General features: G+C 74.9%; 12 protein-coding genes. 9 read left to right on the top strand and 3 right to left on the bottom strand.

The genetic code is table 11. The features are described from left to right. Window positions 1-298 precede the first annotated feature (298 nt). The 9 genes from C229_RS0126545 (at window position 299) to C229_RS0126505 (ending at window position 13,508) form a co-directional block, all read left to right on the top strand. The gene (locus C229_RS0126545; protein ID WP_018658162.1) at window positions 299-1,426 is read left to right on the top strand and encodes a S8 family serine peptidase; all 1,128 of its coding nucleotides are present in this window, start codon (window positions 299-301) and stop codon (window positions 1,424-1,426) included. Then, window positions 1,413-1,730 (top strand): MGMT family protein, encoded by a 318-nt coding sequence (locus C229_RS0126540; protein ID WP_018658161.1) that lies wholly within the window; start codon window positions 1,413-1,415, stop codon window positions 1,728-1,730. Before C229_RS0126545 ends, C229_RS0126540 begins: the two co-directional genes overlap by 14 nt. An 81-nt stretch (window positions 1,731-1,811) precedes the next feature. Continuing rightward, window positions 1,812-2,528 (top strand): PucR family transcriptional regulator ligand-binding domain-containing protein, encoded by a 717-nt coding sequence (locus C229_RS34555; RefSeq protein WP_018658160.1) that lies wholly within the window; start codon window positions 1,812-1,814, stop codon window positions 2,526-2,528. 119 nt (window positions 2,529-2,647) lie between these two features. Then, the gene (locus C229_RS0126530) at window positions 2,648-5,800 is read left to right on the top strand and encodes an ATP-dependent helicase (RefSeq protein ID WP_018658159.1); all 3,153 of its coding nucleotides are present in this window, start codon (window positions 2,648-2,650) and stop codon (window positions 5,798-5,800) included. Further along, the gene (locus tag C229_RS0126525; protein WP_018658158.1) at window positions 5,797-9,117 is read left to right on the top strand and encodes a UvrD-helicase domain-containing protein; all 3,321 of its coding nucleotides are present in this window, start codon (window positions 5,797-5,799) and stop codon (window positions 9,115-9,117) included. Before C229_RS0126530 ends, C229_RS0126525 begins: the two co-directional genes overlap by 4 nt. 155 nt (window positions 9,118-9,272) lie before the next feature. Next, the gene (locus tag C229_RS0126520) at window positions 9,273-10,622 is read left to right on the top strand and encodes a fibronectin type III domain-containing protein (RefSeq protein WP_155885067.1); all 1,350 of its coding nucleotides are present in this window, start codon (window positions 9,273-9,275) and stop codon (window positions 10,620-10,622) included. 62 nt (window positions 10,623-10,684) lie between these two features. Next, window positions 10,685-11,464 carry a class I SAM-dependent methyltransferase gene (locus tag C229_RS0126515; RefSeq protein ID WP_018658156.1) on the top strand — a complete coding sequence of 260 codons (780 nt, stop codon included), beginning with the start codon at window positions 10,685-10,687 and terminating at the stop codon, window positions 11,462-11,464. Window positions 11,465-11,527: 63 nt separating this feature from the next. Next, window positions 11,528-11,821: a hypothetical protein gene (locus C229_RS0126510; RefSeq protein ID WP_018658155.1), complete on the top strand. Its 294-nt coding sequence runs from the start codon at window positions 11,528-11,530 to the stop codon at window positions 11,819-11,821. A gap of 85 nt (window positions 11,822-11,906) precedes the next feature. Further along, entirely contained in the window at window positions 11,907-13,508 is a 1,602-nt protein-coding gene (locus C229_RS0126505; RefSeq protein WP_240487402.1) for an AMP-binding protein, read from the top strand. Here the strand turns inward: C229_RS0126505 and C229_RS0126500 are convergent. Genes C229_RS0126500 through C229_RS0126490 form a run of 3 tightly spaced genes read right to left on the bottom strand, consistent with a single transcriptional unit; the run spans window position 13,505 to window position 17,765 of the window. Continuing rightward, window positions 13,505-15,112 carry an IucA/IucC family protein gene (locus tag C229_RS0126500; protein WP_018658153.1) on the bottom strand — a complete coding sequence of 536 codons (1,608 nt, stop codon included), beginning with the start codon at window positions 15,110-15,112 and terminating at the stop codon, window positions 13,505-13,507. The genes C229_RS0126505 and C229_RS0126500 overlap by 4 nt on opposite strands. Further along, on the bottom strand, window positions 15,103-16,635 hold the full coding sequence (locus C229_RS0126495) for an IucA/IucC family protein (RefSeq protein WP_018658152.1): 1,533 nt from the start codon (window positions 16,633-16,635) through the stop codon (window positions 15,103-15,105). The genes C229_RS0126500 and C229_RS0126495 overlap by 10 nt, the downstream gene beginning before the upstream one ends. Then, window positions 16,632-17,765: an ATP-grasp domain-containing protein gene (locus C229_RS0126490; RefSeq protein ID WP_018658151.1), complete on the bottom strand. Its 1,134-nt coding sequence runs from the start codon at window positions 17,763-17,765 to the stop codon at window positions 16,632-16,634. The genes C229_RS0126495 and C229_RS0126490 overlap by 4 nt, the downstream gene beginning before the upstream one ends. Window positions 17,766-17,794: the final 29 nt, after the last annotated feature.

The raw sequence follows: 17,794 nt of genomic DNA, 5'->3' as shown, positions 1-17,794 counted from the left end.
CCGCGACCGCTGGCGACGCGGGGCGCCGTCGACTGCGCGGCGGCGGAGCGGGCGTGCTGAGCGTCCTCCGACTGCGGGCGGCGACCGCTGGCGACGCGGGGCGCTGTCGACTGCGCGGCGGCGGAGCGGGCGTGCTGAGCGTCGCGCGGCTGCTGGCGGTGGTCGTCCCGAGAGCGCCGGCGACGCGGGGTGCTGTCGGCTGCGCGGGAGCGGTGTGGGCGTGTTGAGGGTCGTGCGGGTGTTGGCGGCGGTGCTCCTGCTCGTTGGTGTCGGGGCGGTTCCGGCGTGGGGTGATCAGGTGCGCGATGACGCGGCGGCGGTGCTCGGCGCGCTCAGCGTGCCGCGCGCGTGGGGCAGTACGCGCGGCGCCGGGGTGACGGTCGCGGTGCTCGACTCGGGCGTCGACGGCGAGCAGGCCGACCTGGCGGGCGCCGTCACGCAGGGGCCCGACCTCACCGAAGGGGCCAACCCGCCCGGCGTCGCGCCCCGCCGCGTGCACGGCACGAGCATGGCGTCGATCATCGCGGGACGCGGCCACGGCCCCACCGGCGCCGAGGGCATGGTGGGCGTCGCGCCCGAGGCGCGGGTGCTGGCCGTCCGCGTCATCCTGGAGCGGGACGAACCGGGCTTCGCCGCTTTCACCGGTGACCGCCGGTACGAGTCCACCATCGCGCGCGGAATCCGGCACGCGGTCGCACACGGCGCGGACGTCATCAACCTCTCCCTCGGCCGCTCGTATCCGACACGCGCCGAACGCGAGGCCGTCGCGTACGCGATCGGGCGCGGCGTCGTCGTGGTGGCGGCGGCGGGCAACGGCGGCGCCGACGCGACGGTCCGCAAGGCGCGCGGCGGGACGTTCACCTATCCGGCGTCGTTCCCCGGCGTGATCTCGGTCGCGGCGGTCGACGGCCAGGGCCGCCATGCGGGCTTCTCCAACCGCAACTCGGCGGTGAGCGTGTCGGCGCCCGGGGTGCGGATCGTCGGCGCGGGCCCGGGCGGGCAGTACTGGGTCGGCGACGGGACGAGCCCGGCGACGGCGTTCGTGTCGGGCGTCGCGGCGCTGGTCCGGGCGCGGCACCCGAAGCTGCCGCCCGCGCTGGTCGCGCAGGCGATCACGCGCGGCGCCCGGGAGCGTCCCGCCGGAGGCTACGACCTCGGCGTCGGGTTCGGCCGGGTGGACGCCTGGGGCGCGCTGGCCGTGGCCGACCGGATCGCCGCGAACCGCGCCGACGGCGCCGGCCTGGCACCCGGCCGCCGGTTCGCGGCGGGCGAGGCGCCCGCGACGCGGGTCGTGCACCGCTCGCCGGGGCTGATCATCGTGTCGCTGGTGGCGTCGGCGGCGGCGCTGCTCGGCCTGGCGTTCGCGGCGCTGTCCCTGACGCGCCGCCGGGGCGCCGCGCGACAATGGCCCGATGGACCCCGCTGAGGACGAGCTGGACGACTACTCCGACGCCGTCCTGGAGATCGTCGAACAGATCCCGCCGGGCCGCGTGCTCGCCTATGGCGACATCGCCGAACTGCTCGGCAGCGGCGGCCCCCGCCAGGTCGGCCGCGTGATGGCGCGCTTCGGCGGCGCGGTCCCGTGGTGGCGGGTGCTGCGCGCGGACGGCACGCCGCCGCCCGGCCACGAGGTGCGGGCGCTGGAGGAGTACCGAGTGGAGCGGACGCCGCTGCGCCCGGACGGCCGCCGGGTCGACATGCGGCGCGCGCGGTGGCCGGGTCCGTCCTGATTCGCGCGTCTTGTGAAGCATGTTGCACAGGCGTAACAGCTCGGGTGTTTTCGCTGAACATCCGTTCTGTACGTTCCTCCCATGAAGACCGCCGACCTGCTCGCCGACCCTGATCTCCGGCTCCGTCCCCTCGCGTGCGCGGACGCCCTGGACCGTCCCGTCCGGCAGGTCTTCGTCACGGACCTTCCCGATCCGTCCCGGTACCTGGACGGCGGCGAACTCGTTCTCACCGGCCTGATGTGGCGGCGCGGCCCCTACGACTCGGTGCCGTTCGTCGCGGCGCTCGCGGCCCGGCGCGTGGCGGCCCTCGCGGCGGGGGAGGCCGCCGCGCCCGTCCCCGGCGACCTGGTCGAGGCGTGCGAGCGGTACGGCGTCCCGCTCGTGGCCGTCCCCGCCGAGACGACGCTGTCGCGCGTGATGGCGATCGTCGTGCGCCGCCTGGACGCCGAGACCGCCGAGGGCGACACGGCCGTCCCGGCGTCGCACGCGGCGCTGCTCGCCCGGCTCCCCGAGGACGCCCGCCGCCGCTTCCGGCAGCAGGTCCTCGGCGCCGTCATCGGCTACGACCGCCGCCACCGCAGCGACCTGCTCGGCACCCTCACGCAGTTCCTCGCCTGCTCCTGCTCGTGGACGGCCGCCGCCCGCGCCCTCAACCTGCACGTCAACACGCTGCGCTACCGCGTCCGCCGCATCGAGCAGCTCACCGGCCGCGACCTGTCCCGGCTGGAGGACCGCGTCGACCTGCTGCTGGCCGTCTCGCTCGCCGCGTCCGCCCGCGAGGGCGTCCGGGCCTCCTGAAGCCCGCGCGGTAGCGACCGTCACACCGGTACCGATCCGCGACATCCGGGCGATGTGGTCCGACCAACCCCGATGATCTGCTGGAATCATCTGTTGTGCCGGCAGGGTCGTATCGTCTCGTGCGCCGCGCCGGTCCCGCCGGGGCCGGAGCGCCACCGCTCGACGCCCGCCAGCGGGCGGTCGTGGACCATCCGGGCGGGCCGCTGCTGGTGCTGGCGGGTCCGGGCACCGGCAAGACGACCACGATCGTGGAAGCCGTCGTCGACCGCATCGAGAACCGGGGAACCGACCCCGAACGCGTCCTCGTGCTCACGTTCGGCCGCAAGGCGGCGGGCGAACTCCGCGCCCGCATCACCGCGCGGCTGCGCCGCACCACCCGCACCCCGCTCGCGCTGACCTTCCACGGCTACGCCTACGCGCTGCTGCGCCGCGAGGCCGTGGAGGCCGACGGCCCGGCGCCGCGCCTGCTCTCGGGCCCCGAACAGCTCCTGGAGGTGCGGCGGCTGCTGGACGGCGAGCGCGCGGACGGCCCGCACGGCTGGCCGTCCCGGCTGCACGAGGCCCTCGCCACCCGGGGGTTCGCCGAGGAACTGCGCGACTTCATGTCCCGCGCCGCCGAACGCGGCCTGGACGGCGCCGACCTGGCCGCGCTCGGCCGCGTCCACGGCCGCGAGGAGTGGCCCGCCATCGGCGGTTTCGCCGACCGCTACGCCGACCGGTTCGCCGTCGATCCCGTCCCCACGTTCGACTACGGCGAGCTGCTGTGGTTCGCCGCCGCCGTCCTGGCCGACGAGGAGGTCCGAATCCGGGAACGCGACGCCTACGACGTCGTGTTCGTGGACGAATACCAGGACACCGACCCGGCCCAGGAGGAACTGCTCAGACACCTCGCGGGGGAGGGCCGCGACCTCGTCGTCGTCGGTGACCCCGACCAGTCGATCTACGGCTTCCGCGGCGCCGACGTGCGCGGCATCCAGGAGTTCCCGCAGCGCTTCCGCACCCTGGACGGCGAGCCCGCCCCGGTCGTCGCGCTCGACACGTGCCGCCGCATGGCCCCGGCGATCCTGGCCGCGTCCCGCCGCGTCGCCAAGAAGCTGCCCGGCGAGGCCCGGCACCGCGCGCTGCGCCACCCCGAGGACGCCGAGGACGGCGACGTCCGCGCGATCGTCGCGGACTCCGAGAGCCAGGAGGCCGCCCTGGTCGCGGACGAGCTGCGCCGCGCGCACCTGCTCGACGGCGTCCCGTGGTCGCGGATGGCGGTGCTGGTGCGCAGCGCGGCGCGGCAGGTCCCGGCGCTGCGGCGGGCGCTCGCGCAGGCGGGCGTCCCGGTCGTGGTGGCGGGCGACGAGGTCCCGCTGATGGCCGAGCCCGCCGTCCGCCCGTTCCTGCTGCTGCTGCGCGCCGCGCTGACCAAGGGCTTCCTGGACGAGACCGTCGCGGAGGACCTGCTGACCGGCCCGCTCGGCCGCGCCGACGCGCTCGCGCTGCGCCGCCTCAAGCGGGCGCTGCGCGACCTGGAGGAGATCGCCCGCGCGGGCACCGGCGTCCCCGGCCGCCCGTTGGGCGAACTGCTGATCGCGGCGGTGAGCGACGGCCGCGAGCTGACGCTGGTGCACGAGAAGGTGCGCGCCCCCGCCGAACGCGTCGCGCACCTCGTGGCGGTCGCGCGCGAGGGCGCGGCGGCGGGCGGCTCCGCCGAGGACGTCCTGTGGGCGGTGTGGGAGGCGAGCGGGCAGGCCGACGCGCTGCTGGAGCAGAGCATGCGGGGCGGGGCGCGCGGTGCGTCCGCCGACCGCGACCTGGACGCCGTCGTCGCCCTGTTCGACGCCGCCGCCCGCTTCGTGGACCGCCTCCCGCACGCCGGGCCAGAGCTGTTCGTGGACGACATCGCCGCCCAGGACATCGCGGGCGACACCCTCGCGGACCGCGCCCCCGACGGCGAGGCCGTCCGCATCCTCACCGCGCACCGCTCCAAGGGCCTGGAATGGGACGTCGTGGTCGTCACCGGCGTGCAGGAGGGCGTCTGGCCCGACCTGCGGCTGCGCGGCTCGCTGCTCGGCGTCGAGGAGATGGTCGAGCACGCCGCCGGGACGCGGATCGACGGCGACGGTCCGGCGGGCGCGGCGCTGGCCGCCAAGATGCTCGCGGAGGAACGCCGCCTGTTCTACGTCGCGGCCACCCGCGCGAAACGCCGCCTCGTCGTGACGGCGGTCGGCGGCGACGACAGCGAGGAGCGCCCGTCCCGCTTCCTCAACGACCTCGTGCCCGGCGCGATCGAGACGTCCCGGCTGGACGAGAAGACCCGCTGGCTGTCGCTCCCCGCGCTCGTCGCGGACCTGCGCTCGGCCGTCTCCGACCCCGGCCGTCCCGAGCCGCTGCGCCGCGCCGCCGCCGCGCACCTGGCCCGGCTGGCCCGCGCGGGCGTGCGCGGCGCCCGGCCGGAGAACTGGTACGCGATCACGGCCCTGTCGGACGCGGGCCCCGCGTTCTCCGACGACGAGCAGATCACCGTGTCGCCGTCGCAGGTCGAGACGTTCACCACCTGCGGTCTGCGCTGGCTGCTGACGTCGGCCGTCGGCGCGCAGGAGGGCGGCCCGAACGAGTTCAGCACGCTCGGCAAGGTCGTGCACGCCGTCGCGGAGATGGCCGGGGCCGACGAGGGCGTCACCGAGGTGGACGTCGCCCGCCGCCTCGACGAGATCTGGAACGACCTGGACTTCCGCTCGTCCTGGTACTCGGAGAAGCAGCGCGAGCAGGCCGCCGCGATGGTCGACAAGTTCCTCTCCTGGCACCACGACAACCCCAACGAGATCGTCGCGCTGGAGGAGGCGTTCCGCGTCGACCTGGGCCGCGTCGTGATCAAGGGCCGGATCGACCGCGCCGAACGCGACGCGCAGGGCCGCGCGGTGATCATCGACATCAAGACGTCGAACACGGCCGTCCCCAAGGAGGAGGTCGGGCGGCACCCGCAGCTCGGCGTCTACCAGTACGCGGTCATGCTCGGCGCGTTCGAGCGGCACGGGCTGATCGAGCCCGGCGGCGCCAAGCTCGTCCAGGTCGGCAAGGCGTCGTTCACCGCCAAGGCGCGCGAGCAGGCGCAGGAGCCGCCCGGCGACGACCCCGACCCCGACTGGCCGAAGAAGCTGATCGACATCGTCGCGACGGGGATGGCCGGGGACGTCTTCCAGGCCCGCGTCAACGCCAAGTGTCGGTCGTGCCCGGTACGGTCGTGCTGCCCGGTCCAGGACGAGGGGGGACAGGTCGGTCCATGATCACTCCGGCGGAGCTGGCGCGCCTGCTGGGGGTTCCGGAGCCGACCGCCGAGCAGGCCGCCGTCATCGCCGCGCCGCTCGCGCCGATGGCCGTCGTGGCCGGGGCGGGGTCGGGCAAGAGCGAGACGATGGCCGCGCGCGTGGTGTGGCTCGTCGCGAACGGGTTCGTGCGGCCCGAACGCGTGCTCGGCCTGACGTTCACCCGCAAGGCCGCCGCCGAACTGGGCATCCGCGTCCGCAAACGGCTCGACACGCTCGCGGAGTCGCTGCCCGCCGCCGACACCGAACGCCTCGGCGGCGACGCGATCTTCGACGGCGAGCCGATGGTCTCGACGTACCACTCCTACGCGTCCCGCCTCTTCGGTGACCACGCGCTGCGCGAGGCGCTGGAGCCGACGACGCGGCTGATCTCGCCCGCCGTCGCCTGGCAGCTCTGCTCGCGCGTCGTGGACGCCTACGACGGCCCCATGGACCGGATCGAGTGGTCGCCCGACACCGTCACCAAGGCCGTCATGGAACTGGCCGGGGACCTGTCCGAGCACCTGCGCTCCACCGAGGACGTGCGGCGCGTCGGCACCTGGCTGGACGAGCAGTACGCCCACGTCCCCAAACCGCTCAAGGCCCAGCGCGACATCCTCGCCAAGCAGGGCGTGCGCGAACAGCTCCTGCCGATCGTCGAGGCGTACCGCCGCGCCAAGCAGGACCGCGAGGTCATGGACCACGGCGACCAGATGGCGCTGTCGGCGCGGATCGCGTTCCGGCACACCGAGGTCGGGATGATCGAGCGGTCGCGGTTCTCGGTCGTGCTGCTCGACGAGTACCAGGACACCAGCCAGGCGCAGCTCGTCCTGCTGCGGTCGCTGTTCTCCGGCGGCCATCCGGTCACGGCCGTCGGTGACCCCTGCCAGTCGATCTACGGGTGGCGCGGCGCCAGCGCGGGCAACCTGCGCCGCTTCGCCCACGACTTCCCGCGCGCCGAGGCGACCGCGAACCGCCCGCTCGACCCGGCGCCGGTGCGGCAGCTCTCGCGCAGCTTCCGCAACGGGGAACGCGTGCTGCACGCGGCGGCGCGGGTGCAGGCCGAGCTGCGCGCCGACACCGCCGAGGTGCCGGTGCTCGTCCCCGGCACCGGCCGGGAGGGGCGCGGCCGCGTCGAGTGCGCGCTGTTCACGACCGTCGAGGAGGAGGCCGAGACGATCGCGCTGCGCGTCCAGGGCCTCATGTCCGGCTATCCGGGCGTCGCGCCGGACGGCGGGGAGGCCGCCGAGCCGCTGCGGTACTCCGACGTCGCGGTGCTGGCCCGCAAACGCTCGCAGTTCCCGCTGATCCGGCGGGCGCTGGAGGCGCGCGGCGTCCCCGTCGAGGTCGTCGGGCTCGGCGGGCTGCTGACCGTCCCGGAGGTGCAGGACGTCGTCGCGACGCTGCGCGTCATGCACGACCCGAGCGCGGGCGCGTCGCTGGCCCGGCTGCTCACCGGGCCGCGCTGGCGGCTCGGGCCGCGCGACCTGGTCGCGCTCGGCCGCCGCGCCCGCGAGCTGGCCCGCGACGCCGCCCGCGACATCACCCCGCCCGAGGGCGCGGCGGCGCCCGCCGCCGACGCCCCCGCCGACGCTGACCCGCTGCGGCAGCTCGTCACCGAGCTGAACCAGGAGACGGGCAGCCTCGTCGACGCCCTGGACGACATCGGTCCCGCCGAGGGGTTCTCGCCGGAGGGGTTCGGGCGGCTGCGGCGGCTCGCCGCCGAACTGCGCGGGCTGCGCTCCCAGGCCGGGCTGCCGTTGCCCGACCTCGTGCACGAGGTGGAACGCGCGCTCGGGCTCGACATCGAGGTCGCCGCCCGCTCCGGCCTCGACCCGGTCACCGCCCGCGCCGACCTGGACGCCTTCGTCGGCGCCGCCGCCGCGTTCGCCGGCGACGCCGAGGACCCCACGCTCGGCGCCTTCCTGGCCTACCTCAAGGCCGCCGAGTCCGAGGAGTTCGGGCTGGAGGCCGGACGCGTCGGCGAGACCGACAGCGTCAAGCTGCTGACCGTGCACGCGTCCAAGGGCCTGGAGTGGCCGGTCGTGATCGTGCCGGGGCTGGCGTCGGCCGAGCAGCGCAACGGCGCCCCCGCCAAGGGGTCGGTGTTCCCGTCGCCGCCGCAGAACGCGACGCGGTGGACGGCGAACCCGCGCGTGCTGCCGTTCCCGCTGCGCGGCGACCACCGCGACCTGCCCCCGCTGCGCGGCCTCGACAAGGACGACCTGGCCGCGTTCGACGCCGCCTGCACCGAACGCGACCTGCGCGAGGAACGCCGCCTCGCCTACGTCGCGGTGACGCGGGCGTCGAGCCTGCTCATCGCGACGGGCTTCCGGTGGGGGACGTCCGGCCGCGTTCTCGGCCCTTCCCCCTTCCTGGACGAGATCCGCACGGTCTGCCTCGAAGGCGCCGGAACCGTCCTGATTTGGGCGCCGCCCCCCGAAGAGCACGAAGCGAACCCGCTGCTGGAACGCGGCGAGGAGGGCGCGTGGCCGCCGCCGCCCGAGGGCGGCGACCGGTACGACGCGATCGTCGACGCCGCCCGCATGGTCGAGGACGCGATGCTCGGCCGTTCCCGCCCGTGGGCGGGCGACGCGGGCCTCGCCGACGCCGACCGCGCCCGCATGACGGCGTGGGCGCGCGACGTCGAACTGCTGCTCGCCGAACGCGACCGGGGCCGCGGCGGCGACGGCCTGCTCGTCGAACTGCCCGGGAACCTGACCGTGTCGTCGCTGGTGACCCTCGCCCGCGACCCGGCCGCGCTCGCCCGCCAGATCCGCCGCCCCATGCCCCGCCCGCCCGCGCCCTACGCCCGGCGCGGCACCGAGTTCCACACCTGGCTCGAATCCCGCTGGGGCCAGCAGCGCCTCCTCGACCTGGACGAACTCCCCGGCATGACCGACGAGACCGCCGAGGGCACCGAGATCGACGTCCTGAAGGAGCGGTTCGAGCGGTCGGAGTGGGCGTCCCGCGAACCCCTCGACGTTGAGGTCCCGTTCGAGACCCTGCTGGGCGACCGCCTCCTCCGGGGCCGCATGGACGCCGTCTTCCGCGACGCCGACGGCCACTACACCGTCGTCGACTGGAAGACCGGCCGCCCGCCCACCGGCCCCGACGCCGACGCGGCCGCCGTCCAGCTCGCCGCCTACCGCCTGGCCTGGTCCGGCCTGGCGGGCGTCCCCCTCACCCACGTCAGCGCGGCCTTCCACTACGTCCGCGCCAACGTCACCGTCCGCCCCGTCGACCTCCTGGACGCCACCGGCCTCGAAGCCCTCCTGACCACCGTCCCGGCGATCTGACCACGATCTCAACACCGCACGCGCGCGACGACGGCCACTTCGCTCACTTCGCGCGCGGATACATCCCTGACTCTGGCCATGACTCCCGCCCCGGGACATGCTGCGCCCACAAGAGAAACGGGGTGCGGTCCATGGTGCTGCGACGGTTGGTCGTCTTGCTGGCTCTGCTACTGGCGGGTTCGCTCGTCCCCGCCACGGCCACGGCCGCCGCACCGTCGAATCCGCCGAGCAAGCCGGACAGGGTCTGGGCCTATCTCACGCCGCGCACGGCCGACCTGCGGTGGAGCCCGTCCACCGACGACCAGGGCGTCACCGGCTACGACGTCTACCGCGACGGTGCTCTGATCGGCCGTGCCCCGAGTGTGAGCGGAGTGCCGTGGGGGGAGTTCAAGATCACGGGGCTGGCGCCGCGCACCAAGGCGACCGTGACCATCACGGCCCGTGACGCCGACGGCAACACCTCCGCGCCGAGCGACCCGTACACGTTCACGACGCCGGACGGGACGTCGGGCATCCTGGACCAGGTCTACGTCTGCCCGTTCCCCAAGTACGGCGATCAGGAGGTGACCGTCCGGAGCGACGCAGACTTCCCCAGCGCGATCTACCAAAGCCATGAGCGGGTTCCGTTCTCGGCGACCATCGGCCTCGGCGCGGAACTGACCGCGGCACTGGCCCGCGAGGGCGCGCACCGGCTCCGGGCCACCGGCTGGCTCTACAACACGCTTTACCAGCGTTACTGGTCGCGGACCAACTCCGCCGCGATGGCACTCGCCACCTTCGACGTGCCCGCGTCGGGAGGCGCCGAGTTCTCCAGCCCTGTGACGTTCCGGCTGGAGGCGGGTTCCGCGCTCGGAGCGACCGAACTGCACGTGGACGGCCTCTTCCTTCAGCTCCGCGCGCTGGACGCCGAGGGCGAGCCCGTCGGGTCGGCCGGCATCTCCGCCAGGTGCAAGCCCAAGGCGGGGACGCCCACGCTGCTGGCGACCTTCGGCATCGGCTGGGAGGGCACGCCTTGGGAAAGGACGGACGCGTACAAGGCCGTTGGTAAGGCGACGCTGCGCACACCGGCGGCCGACGCGAAGGTGTCCGGGCGCCTCGCCGTCACCGACAAGTTGCTCTCGCTCGAAGGCGAACTGACCATCGACCCGGCCCGTTTCGACTTCAAGCTCCTCGGCTTCCTCCCCTCGACAGCCGGGTTGCACCTCCAGCCGGGCAAACTGACCGGCGAGCGGGATTCGTCACCCCTGACGAAGCTGAGCGGCACCGCGACCGCGCGCGTCACGGAGGTCACACTGTTCGGTTTCGCGATCGCCGTGGGGGAGACGTGCGTCGCGGCGGGACCGGTTCCGATCACGGCCCAGGGCGAGAACCTGGCCTTCCAACGTGACCTCAGCGTCTCGTTCACGTTGCCCGAGCTGACCGGGTGCGGGCCGCTCACGCAGCTCGTGAGCGGCCTGCTGGCCGGGCCGGGCAGCGCCGAACTCCAGCTCACACCGACGGGTTGAGGGCTGGTCAGGGCGACCCGATTCGGGGATGATCCCGGCAAGCACCCCCGGAGGAGGCGCCCGTGGCGGCGACGCACGACGAGAAGATCATCGCGGAGTTCTCCAAGCAGGCCGCGACGGTGGTCGATCCGAAGCTGAATCTGGCGTTCGTGCGGCACATGGACCGGCTCGTCCGGTTCGCGGCGCCGGAGCTGGACCTGGACGACGTCGTGCTGGAGGTCGCCGCCGGTACGGGCCTGGTCGCGCGGGCCATCGCGCCGCGCGTCCGGCACGTGACGGCGCTCGACCTCACGCCCGCGATGCTGGCGCAGGGCAAGCGGGACACCGACCGCGCCGGGCTCACCAACGTCACGTTCACGCACGGCGACGCCGCCGCGCTGCCGTTCGTGGACGCGTCGTTCACCCTGGTCGTGACGCGGTTCTCCACCCACCAGGTCGGTGACCCGGGCGCCATGCTGGCCGAGATGGCGCGGGTGGGGCGGCCCGGCGCGGCGCTGATCGTCGCGGACATCGTCCGGCCGGACGGCCTGGACGGCGACCCCGACCGCATCGAGCGGCTGCGCGACCCGTCGCACGGCGCGCTGCTGACCGAGGCGCGGCTGCGCGAGCTGATCGAGGCGGCGGGCGCGGAGGTGAAGCGGGCGGAGCGGTTCGAGTTCGTCCGCCCGCTGGAGCCGTGGCTGGCGATGGCGCGCACGTCCGAGGAGAACGCGGCGCGCGTCCGCGCCGAGCTGACGGCCGAGCTGGACGGCGGGCCGGTGACGGGCATGCGGCCGGTGCGCGAGCGCGGCGAGATCCACTTCACCCACACCAACCTCTACCTTCAGGCGATCGTGGTGTGAAACGGGTGAACTTCTCGGGCGAACGTTCGACTCCGCTCGCTCGTGTGTTCTATGTTGTCGAACATGAGTTCTAGCACGGCCCTTCCCCTCGACCGCGAACCCGCCGCGCTGGCCCTGCGCATCGGCGTCGTCGCGGCCGAGGCCGCGCTGGCCACCTTCGCCCGCAACCTCGACCTGGACGACCTCGACTCCGGCGACGTCGACTTCCAGGGCGCCATCTCGCCCGCCGAGTGGCCGCTGTTCTCCCTGGTCATCGACACCCTCGCCGAAGCCGCCCCGGACGACTCCCGCACCCTGGACGAACGCCGCGCCGAGGCGCTGAACGACCTCGCGCGCATCTGCATGGCCACCCGCTGACGCGGCGCGTCCGGCGGTGACGCGACATATCTGGTGATGAGCCGGGTATGTCGTTGATCCGCCCCCCGACGCGAGGAGTGCAGTCGTGCCGTTCGAGCGTGTCCGGACGTTGGCCGGTCAGGGAACGCGGGCGGTGCGCGCCGTCGCGGAGGTCGGGGCGCTGCGGCCCGTCCGGCCGGACCGGCTGGTGCGGCTCCCGCTCCAGTACTGGCGGTTCGGCCCGGTTCCCGGCACCGTGAGCGCGATGTCCGCGCTGCGGTTCCCGGGCCGCATCGCGCTGATCGACGAGCGCGGCCCCCTCACGCACGCCTCGCTGGAGGCGAGCGTCGCCGGGCTCGCGACGGCGCTGTGCGACCGCGTCGCGCCGGGCGACCGCATCGGCGTGCTGGCCCGCAACCACCGGGGCTTCGTGCAGGCCGTCCTGGCCGGTTCGCGCACCGGCGCCGACGTCGTGCTGCTCAACACCGACTTCTCCGGCGCCCAGCTCGGCGAGGTCGCCGGCCGCGAGGGCGTCACGCTGCTCGTCCACGACGCCGAGTTCGACGCCGTCGTGGACGACTCCGGCTACACCGGCGACCGCGTCCACGCCTGGCACGACGACGACGGCGGCGCCCTGCCCACGCTGGACGAGCTGGCCGCCACCGACGCCGAGCCGCTGCGTCCCGGACGGCACGGACGGGTCGTCATCATGACGTCCGGCACGACCGGGACGCCCAAGGGCGCCCAGCACGACATCTCGCTCGGCGCGCTGCTGCCCGCGGCCGCGAGCCACCTCATGCGGGTGCCGGTCCGCTCCGGCGCGCCGATCGTCATCGCGCCGCCGCTGTTCCACGTGCTCGGCTTCGCCTACCTTAACGTCGGTCTCGGCCTCGGCGCGCCGCTCGTCCTGCGGCGCCGCTTCGACCCGGCCGCCACGCTGCGCGACCTGGACCGGTTCCGCGCCGAGACGCTCATCGCCGTACCGGTCATGCTGCGCCGCCTGCTGGACGTGCCGGACGGCCCGCGCCCGGCCTCGCTGCGCGTCGTCGTCTGCGGCGGCTCGGCGCTGCACCCGCACCTGTCGGAGGCGTTCATGGACGCGTTCGGCGACGTCCTGCACAACGTCTACGGCGCCACCGAGACCGGCTGGGCCACGATCTCGACCCCGCGGGACCTGCGCGAAGCGCCCGGCACGGCGGGCCGCCCGTCGTTCCGCCTCACCATCAAGATCCTCGACCCGGACGGCCGCGAGCTGCCGCCCGGCGAGAGCGGCGAGATCCACACCGGCGGCGGCCTGAACTTCGCGGGCTACACCGGCGGCGGGAGCAAGGACGAACGCGACGGCCTCTACAGCACCGGCGACCTCGGGCACTTCGACGACGCGGGCCGGCTGTTCATCGACGGCCGCGCCGACGACATGATCGTCTCCGGCGGCGAGAACGTCTTCCCCGGCGAGGTCGAGGATCTGCTCGGCCGCCACCCCGAGATCGCCGATGTCGCCGTGCGCGGCGTGGACGACGAGAAGTGGGGCCAGCGGCTCGCCGCCCACGTCGTCCGCCGCGAGGGCGCGGACCTGTCCGAGGACGACGTCCGGGCGCACGTGAAGAAGAACCTCGCGCGGTACAAGGTGCCCCGCGACGTGACGTTCGTGGACGAACTGCCCCGCACCAGCACGGGCAAGGTCCGTTCCAAGGCCCTCGGCGGCTAGTTCGCCAGCGGGTTCCGCGCCGGGACGTACGTCGCGGCCCGGTCGGCGCTGCGCGCCCACCGGGCCCGCAGGTTCGCCTTGGCGGGGAACGGGACGCCCGCCAGCAGCGCCCGCACCTGCGGCCGGTCGGCGTGCGGCGACGCGTCCAGCTCGCGCCGCACCGTGCCCCACAGCTCGCGTTCCAGCGTCGGGTGCAGGTCGGCGACGGCCGCCGCGACCTCGGTCAGGTGGTTGACGAACAGGCAGTACACGACGCGGTTCCAGCCGCGCTCGGCGTCGTAGGTGAGGGCGTCGCGCACCCCGGCGGGCAGGTGCGCCAGGTTCCAGCGCCCGGCGGTGAGCTTGGTGCCCTCCAGGTCGCGGAACACCGCGCGCACCGGCATACCGCCCGAGTCCATGACCATCAGCACGTTCTGCACGTGCGGTTCGAGCACGACGCCGTGGTCGAGGTACGCGGCCAGGACGGGACGCAGCACGAGCCGCGCGTAGGCGTCCCACCAGGCCGCCGCGCCCTCGGGCGTCGCCAGCGGTGCCAGCGCGGACAGCGCCGTGCCGTACGGGTCCGCGAGCGCGGCGGCGAGCAGCGGCGTCCCCGGCAGATTCCGGACACCCTCCCGCAGGATCACCCCGAAGCCCTCATAGAGCGCACGGTCGGCCAACGCGACGGTCCGGTACGCGGGCTCCGCGAGCAGGGCGGCCCCGTCATGACCGGCGAACACCTCACCGAGCAGCCGGTTCAGATGAACGGCACCGTCCAGCTCGTACCAGGAGTTCTTGCGCACGCAGTTCGTGATGCGCACGTCCAGGCTGAACTTGCAGAAGACGTCCGCCGACGGGACGTACACGGTCCGGACGGACGCGGTCGGGAACACCTCCGGCCCCGCCGTGCCGAGATCCCGCACCCCCCCCGACGCCAGCGCCCGCCGCAGCAGCGGACGCCCGGACAGCAGCGAGAACTGCCACGGATGCACCGGAAGCAGCGTGTACTCCGGCGGCACGGACGGCCCCAGCGCCTCCAGCTCCGCGAACGCCGCCGCGTCCCCGCCCTCGGCGAGCACGTCGGCGCGGACGGCCAGCCAGCGCGGCCGGAACCGCGTCCGCGCCTCGGGCGCGTACGGCAGCCACTCGCCCGGCGCGCCCTGCCGCGCCTTGGGCGCCGGATGGAACCGGTGCCCGCTCACCAGCGACTGCTCCGACGCCAGGAACGCGTCCGCCGAGCCCTCCGCCGTCTGCTCGCGCGCCGCCAGGATGGCGCGCAGCGCCGCGTGGCTGTCGCGGACCTGCGCCGAGAACTCGGGGTTCGCGCGGCCCGTCGCCAGCTCCAGTTCCCCGGCGGCCAGGTCGGCGATGCGTTCCCAGCCCGCCGGAATCCACGCGTCCGCGCGGCGCTCCTCCACCGGCGCCCGCAGCCGGTACGTCGGCCCGACCGGCGGGCGCGCCAGCCCGGCCCGCAGCAGCACCCCGGCGCGCGGCAGCCGCAGCACGAGCCGCCCGCCGCCCGCCCACACCTGCCGGTCGGGCACGCAGACCTCGCGCACCAGGCAGTTGAGCAGCGACGTCGTCGTGGCGTCGTCCGCGGTCACGATCCGGCGAGTCAGGAGCACGTTCCGTCCCGGAGGTAGTTCGGCCCGTCGGGGCCGTAGTGCTTGTTGATGTCGGCGGCGCCGGTGCGGGCCTTGGCGACCAGCGTCCCGGCGGTGAGCATCGCCTTGCCCGGCAGCCGGGCGGCGTCGAGGGTGCGGGCGCGCAGGAACGCGTCGCCGCCGCCCAGCGCGGCGTCGAGCCGGTCGCGGACCATGCCCAGCGCGGCGCGGAGCGGCAGCAGCCCGCGTTCGGCCAGCCCGAAGGCGGGCGCGGCGGCGCACAGGTGCAGGGTGATGGTGACGAAGACGCGCGCCAGCGCCTCGGGGTCGCGGGTGAGCATGCGCGCGTCGTCGAAGCGCACCGGCTCGGCGTCGGGGCCGAGCCGGGCGGCACAGCGCGCGGGGTCCACCATGGCTCCGTCATTGTCCTTGATCAGCAACCGGAGGTCCGGGCCGCGCAGGACGAGTGAGACGTTCTGCTGATGGGCCTCCAGGGCGATTCCATACCGGAACAGCGTGACGTTCCAGGCGAAGAGCGCGTCGAGGTAGCGGCCGAACAGGTCGGGCACGTCCCACTGGGCGATCACCGGTCCGCCGTCCGGATGCTCGGCCAGCAGCGCCGCCACCGGCACGACGTGCGCGCCCAGGGTCTCGGGCGGGAACCGGCGGACGAGGTAGCCGAGCATCGGGTCGCCCGCGTGGCCGTACGTCTGTTCGTCGGCCAGCAGCACGGGCAGCCCCGGTTCGCGTGCCAGGACCGCGCGCAGCAATCGTTCCGCGCGGGCGCCGTCGGCCAGCGTCGCCGGGGCGATCGTGCGGCGGTTGCGCAGGCCGAGGGTGCTGGTCGGCAGCGGGAGCTTCAGATGGGTGAGCGGCCCGGCCGCGACCGTCCGCATCGACAGCGTCGGCCGCACCGCCGGGCCCGGCCACGGCAGGACGCCCCCGACGCGCGGGGCGGTGAGCGGATGGACGGGGAACACGTCGTCGCCCGCGTCCGCTTCCGGCCACCACGCCGGGCGCGTCCCGGCGGTCTCGGCGGCCGAGCGCGGGACGCGCGCCCAGCGCAGCGTGAACGACGGGGCGTGCTCGGGCGCGTAGCGCTCCAGCTCGGCGTCGGACAGGCCCGTGCGGGCGTGGCCGAGCGGGTGGACGGGATGCCCGGCGTACGCGGCGAGCGTCTCGTAGAACACGCCCGGCCCGAGGGGGCCGCCGAGCGCGCGGCGGACCGTCGGCGCGGCGGCGGCCAGGCGCCCGCGCGCCGCCAGGGCCGCGCGGCACTCGTCCGCGAACGCGGCCACGTCGTCGGACGGGTCGGCCAGGGCCCGGACGGCGGCGAGCACGTCGTCCAGCCGCAGCCCGGCGGCGTCGATCTCGCGGTCGCGGACGAAGCCGGGGGAGGGGGTCGTCAGCGCGACGTCGCGTCCGGGCAGCCGCAGGACGTCGCCGTCCACCCGGCTCCGCAGCCCCGCGTAGTCCTCCTGGAGCAGCGTCGCCAGGACGCGCGCGGCCAGCGCCGCCTCACCGGCGGACGGGGGTCCGGTCACGCGACCACCCAGTCGTGCGCGGCGCGGAACGCGGCGACGGCGGCGTCCACCGCGTCCCGGCCCGTGCCGATCGCCCGGATGGTGCCGAGGTAGTCCCGGTTCGTGCGCGTCAGCGGGAAGGCGTCCCCGACGTTCCGCTGCGGCCGGTACATGACGCGGACGCCGCCGGAGTCGAGGTCGGCGGCGTCGGGCGCGGCGACGAGCGTGCCGCCGCGCGTCGCCAGCACGGGTTCGGCCACGGCGTGCAGCCCCGGGTCGGAAACCGGCGCGGGCAGCGGCTCGCCCAGATGCACGCGCAGCACGTCCGCGAACAGCGGGACGCCGAGCAGGTCGGCGAGCAGGAAGTCGCAGTGGTCACCGATCAGCCGGTAGTTGACCTCGATGATCCGCGCCCGGCCCGCGTGCACGACGAACTCGGTGTGGCAGGCGCCGAATCCGACGCCGAGCGCCGCCAGTTGCTCCAGCACCTGCGGCGTCTCCGGCGGCGGAGGCGTCCACTCCAGGCGTTGCTCCACGAAGTGGGGCGGCGGGCACAGCCGGGTACGGAACGACCCCAGCACCCGCGTCTCGCGGCCGTCGCCCAGCGTCTCCAGCGTGTGCAGCTCGCCCGGCAGGTACTCCTCGACGATCAGCGGATCGGGCCGCCGCGCGGCGATCTCCGCCCGCCGCGCCGCCAGCTCGCGGGCGTCACCGACCAGGAACACGTCCTCGCTCGCCACCCCCTCGCGGGGCTTGAGGACGAGCGGGTACGGGGCGTCGTCCGGGACGCGCGCGGCGTCGGCGGTGAAGACGGGATCGAGCGCGCGCAGGTGGCGCCGCGTCAGCGCCTTGTTCTTCGCCCGGGTCGCCGCGCGCCAGTCCTTGCCCGGCAGCCCGAAGTAGCCGGCCGCGAGCGCCACCGGCGCCTGGAGGAAGTCGCTGTTGGTGAAGACCGGCGCGCCGTCACCGAGCGCCGCCACGATGGCCCGGTAGTCGGTGACGTCGCATTCCACGACGTTCCCGGTGTACTGGCCGGGCCGGTCGGTGAGCAGCGTGACGTCCAGGCCGAGCCGCGCGGCGGCGGGCAGGAAACCGTGCGTCAGCGCGTCGGTCGGCTTGCCCGTGGCGATGAACAGCGCGGCGGGGGCCACGGGCGCATCCCTTCCCATCAAGTGAGGTA

Source organism: Actinomadura flavalba DSM 45200 (genome assembly GCF_000374305.1).
GTDB lineage: Bacteria > Actinomycetota > Actinomycetes > Streptosporangiales > Streptosporangiaceae > Spirillospora > Spirillospora flavalba.
This window is presented reverse-complemented; position numbering and strand designations above follow the sequence as displayed.